1 protein-coding gene is annotated in these 364 nt (G+C 57.7%); it reads right to left on the bottom strand.

Going from position 1 to position 364, the window contains the following annotated elements; translation table 11 throughout:
• Window positions 1-15: 15 nt before the first annotated feature.
• Window positions 16-207: a hypothetical protein gene (locus EN857_RS33590; protein ID WP_135875641.1), complete on the bottom strand. Its 192-nt coding sequence runs from the start codon at window positions 205-207 to the stop codon at window positions 16-18.
• Window positions 208-364 lie beyond the last annotated feature (157 nt).

Raw genomic sequence — 364 nt, 5'->3', positions numbered from 1 at the left:
GCCGGAGAGGGATCTTCAACAGCTCGCCGTTTCATGCACAGTCTGGCGGGCCGTCAGCCGGAAGGGCATGTCGCCGAGCTCGCGCTCCGACATGGTGTCGAGCACGGGATGCGACAGCGGATCGATGACCCAACGGGCGATTTCTCCCTCATCGCTCGGCCTGGCCTGGGTGCTGGAGAACCCTTTCAACAAAGATAAAATCTTCATGGGACAAGCTCCTGCTTCAAGGCTATTCCTGTTAAATTCTGCCTCTTACCGTCGGGTTTCAATTGAGATTTTGGCCCGCGCACTTTAGAAAAACTGAATGGCTATGCTGAACCGCGTCCATCTCAACGGCCTGCGCGCCGTCGAAACCGTCGCCCGG

Source organism: Mesorhizobium sp. M4B.F.Ca.ET.214.01.1.1 (genome assembly GCF_004791545.1).
Taxonomy (GTDB): Bacteria; Pseudomonadota; Alphaproteobacteria; order Rhizobiales; family Rhizobiaceae; genus Mesorhizobium; species Mesorhizobium abyssinicae.
This window is presented reverse-complemented; position numbering and strand designations above follow the sequence as displayed.